General features: G+C 72.5%; 3 protein-coding genes. 2 read left to right on the top strand and 1 reads right to left on the bottom strand.

Translation table 11 applies throughout. The features are described from left to right. Nucleotides 1-74: 74 nt before the first annotated feature. Nucleotides 75-851 (bottom strand): SigE family RNA polymerase sigma factor, encoded by a 777-nt coding sequence (locus tag HW445_RS24285; protein WP_180223078.1) that lies wholly within the window; start codon nucleotides 849-851, stop codon nucleotides 75-77. Nucleotides 852-1,066: 215 nt separating this feature from the next. Here HW445_RS24285 and afsQ1 point away from each other — a divergent pair, with 215 nt between their 5' ends. Together afsQ1 and HW445_RS24295 are read left to right on the top strand one after the other, a co-directional pair. Further along, nucleotides 1,067-1,744 (top strand): two-component system response regulator AfsQ1, encoded by a 678-nt coding sequence (gene afsQ1, locus HW445_RS24290; RefSeq protein ID WP_151771635.1) that lies wholly within the window; start codon nucleotides 1,067-1,069, stop codon nucleotides 1,742-1,744. Continuing rightward, a partial coding sequence (locus HW445_RS24295; RefSeq protein ID WP_374939689.1) for a histidine kinase dimerization/phospho-acceptor domain-containing protein occupies nucleotides 1,741-3,086 on the top strand: 1,346 nt, incomplete at its 3' end. The genes afsQ1 and HW445_RS24295, both read left to right, overlap by 4 nt.

The raw sequence follows: 3,086 nt of genomic DNA on the forward strand, positions 1-3,086 counted from the left end.
CGGCTCCCCCGAACCGTCCGGACCCGCTCCCCCGTGCTCCCCCAGGGCTCTGCTCCCCCGTGAGCCCTCGGCCTTCAGGCGACCAGTTCGCCGAAGGCTTCCTCCTCGTCACGGCCCAGTCCGAGGACCTGGTCCTCGCGCAGCCGCCGCAGCGACCGCCAGATGCTGGACTTGACCGTGCCGACACTGATGTCGAGGATGTCCGCGATCTCCGGATCGGTGCGGCCCTCGTAGTAGCGCAGCACCAGCATGGTCCGCTGCGGCTCGGGAAGCCGGGCGAGCGCCTGCCACAGGACGGTGCGCAGCTCGGTGCCGCGCATCGAGTCCAGGTCGCCGACGGTCTCCGGCAGTTCCTCGGTCGGGTATTCGTTGAGCTTGCGGCGGCGCCAGGCGCTGATGTGCAGGTTGGTCATGGTGCGCCGCAGGTAGCCGCCGACCGCCGCCTTGTCGCTGATCCGGTCCCACGCCCGGTAGGTGGAGAACAGCGCGCTCTGCAGCAGGTCCTCCGCCTCGAAGCGGTCACCGGTCAGGTGGTAGGCGGTGGCGTACAGCGAGGCCCGCCGCTCCCGCACGTAGGCGGTGAACTCGGCCTCCGAGAGCCCGCCTTCGGTGCGTCCGGCCGCCTGGTCCCCCCGGACCGGACCGGACGCCGCCCGCTGGGCGGGCACCGAAGGCTTCCCCGGCACGGACGCGGGGGCGGACGCCGGCTGGGCCGGAACGCCGTGCCGGCTGCCGCCGGCCCCTCGTACGCAGCCCCGCGCCCCCACGACGCCGGACCGCTCCCCCCGGATCACCACGTCGTGCAGACGCGTGGCCACTGCGCCAGTGCCATTGCTGAGCAGAGTGCTCATCCCGCGCCTCCCGTCATGTTCCTGTCCGTGAGGAAAATGTTGCCGGGGACACTTCATGACGGTGTCCGCCGACTGTCACAGACCTGTCACAGGCCCCACCCACTGTGCGCGCCGCGCGGCCGGCGCGCGCCGGGAGCACGGCCGGGGGCCCGTCCCGAACATCCGGTGCGGTGACCGGAATTCCCTCCCCGGGGACCATGGGCCAGAATGAGCGCGTGCCTTCCCTGTTGCTGATCGAGGACGACGACGCCATCCGTACGGCCCTGGAGCTCTCCCTGACCCGCCAGGGGCACCGCGTGGCGACCGCTGCGAGCGGTGAGGACGGTCTGCAGTTGCTGCGCGAGCAGCGACCGGATCTGATCGTGCTGGACGTCATGCTGCCCGGTATCGACGGTTTCGAGGTCTGCCGGCGGATCCGCCGCACCGACCAGCTGCCGATCATCCTGCTGACCGCGCGCAGCGACGACATCGACGTGGTGGTCGGGCTGGAGTCCGGCGCCGACGACTACGTGGTCAAGCCCGTGCAGGGCAGGGTGCTGGACGCCCGGATCCGCGCGGTGCTGCGCCGCGGGGAGCGGGAGTCCAGCGACTCGGCGTCGTTCGGCTCGCTGGTCATCGACCGTTCCGCGATGACCGTGACCAAGAACGGCGAGGAACTCCAGCTCACGCCGACCGAGCTGCGGCTGCTGCTGGAGCTGAGCCGCCGCCCCGGCCAGGCGCTGTCCCGCCAGCAGTTGCTGCGGCTGGTGTGGGAGCACGACTACCTGGGCGACTCCCGTCTGGTGGACGCGTGCGTGCAGCGGCTGCGCGCCAAGGTGGAGGACGTGCCGTCCTCCCCGACGCTGATCCGCACGGTGCGCGGCGTCGGCTACCGCCTGGACCAGCCGCAGTGACCGCTGCCCGGTCGTCCGACACCGGCCCTGCCGCGCCGGTTCCGTCCGCCGAGCGGGGCGGCGCCACCGGTGCCAGGTCGTCGCGGGCCCGTTCCCTGCGCCTCACCAGCCTGCGGCTGCGGCTGGTCCTCGTCTTCGGTCTGGTCGCGCTGACCGCGGCCGTCACGGCGTCCGGGATCGCGTACTGGCTGAACCGCGAGGCGGTGCTGACCCGCGCGCAGGACGCGGTGCTGCGCGACTTCGAGCAGGAGATGCAGAGCCGGGCGGGCGCGCTGCCGGGCGATCCCACCCAGGACGACCTGCAGCGTGCCGCCGACCTGATGTCCGACAGCAGTCAGCACTTCAGCGTGCTGCTGATGTCCACCGCGCCCGACGGCCGGGTGATCACCGCCGGGCCGGACATGCTGGACACGTTCACGCTGGACGACGTGCCGCGCTCGCTGCGCGAGGCGGTGAACCGCGAGCAGAAGCTGACCGCCGCCAACTCCTCCCCGTACCACCTGTACTGGCAGCGGACGGTGGACGAGGACGGCACTCCCTACCTGGTGGCCGGGGCCAAGGTGGCCGGCGGGCCGACCGGTTACATGCTGAAGTCGCTGGAGCCGGAGGCCAAGGACCTCAACTCGCTGGCCTGGTCGCTGGGGATCGCCACCGCGCTGGCGCTGGTGGGCTCAGCGCTGCTGGCGCAGGCCGCCGCCACCACCGTGCTGCGTCCGGTGCACCGGCTGGGCATCGCCGCCCGCCGTCTCGGCGAGGGCAAGCTCGACACCCGGCTCCAGGTCTCCGGCACCGACGAACTGGCCGAACTGTCACGGACGTTCAACCGGACCGCCGCCGCGCTGGAGCAGCGGGTGGCGGAGATGAGTTCCCGCGACGAGGCGTCCCGCCGGTTCGTGGCCGACATGTCGCACGAGCTGCGCACACCGCTGACCGCGATCACCGCGGTGACGGAGGTGCTGGAGGAGGAGCTCGACGCGGAGACCGGCGGCATCGACCCGATGATCGAGCCGGCCGTGCGGCTGGTGGTCAGCGAGACGCGGCGGCTGGGCGACCTGGTGGAGAACCTGATGGAGGTCACCCGCTTCGACGCGGGCACCGCCCGTCTGGTCCTCGACGACGTCGACATCGCCGACCAGATCACCGCCTGCGTGGACGCCCGGGCCTGGCTGGACGCGGTGGAGCTCGACGCCGAGCGCGGGGTGACGGCGCGGCTCGACCCGCGCCGGCTGGACGTGATACTGGCCAACCTGATCGGCAACGCCCTCAAGCACGGCGGGTCGCCGGTGCGGGTCGCGGTCCGGGTGGAGGACGCGCCGGACGCGGTGCTCGCTCCGCACGAGTC

Source organism: Streptomyces sp. UH6, from assembly GCF_013421635.1.
Taxonomy (GTDB): domain Bacteria; phylum Actinomycetota; class Actinomycetes; order Streptomycetales; family Streptomycetaceae; genus Streptomyces; species Streptomyces abyssomicinicus.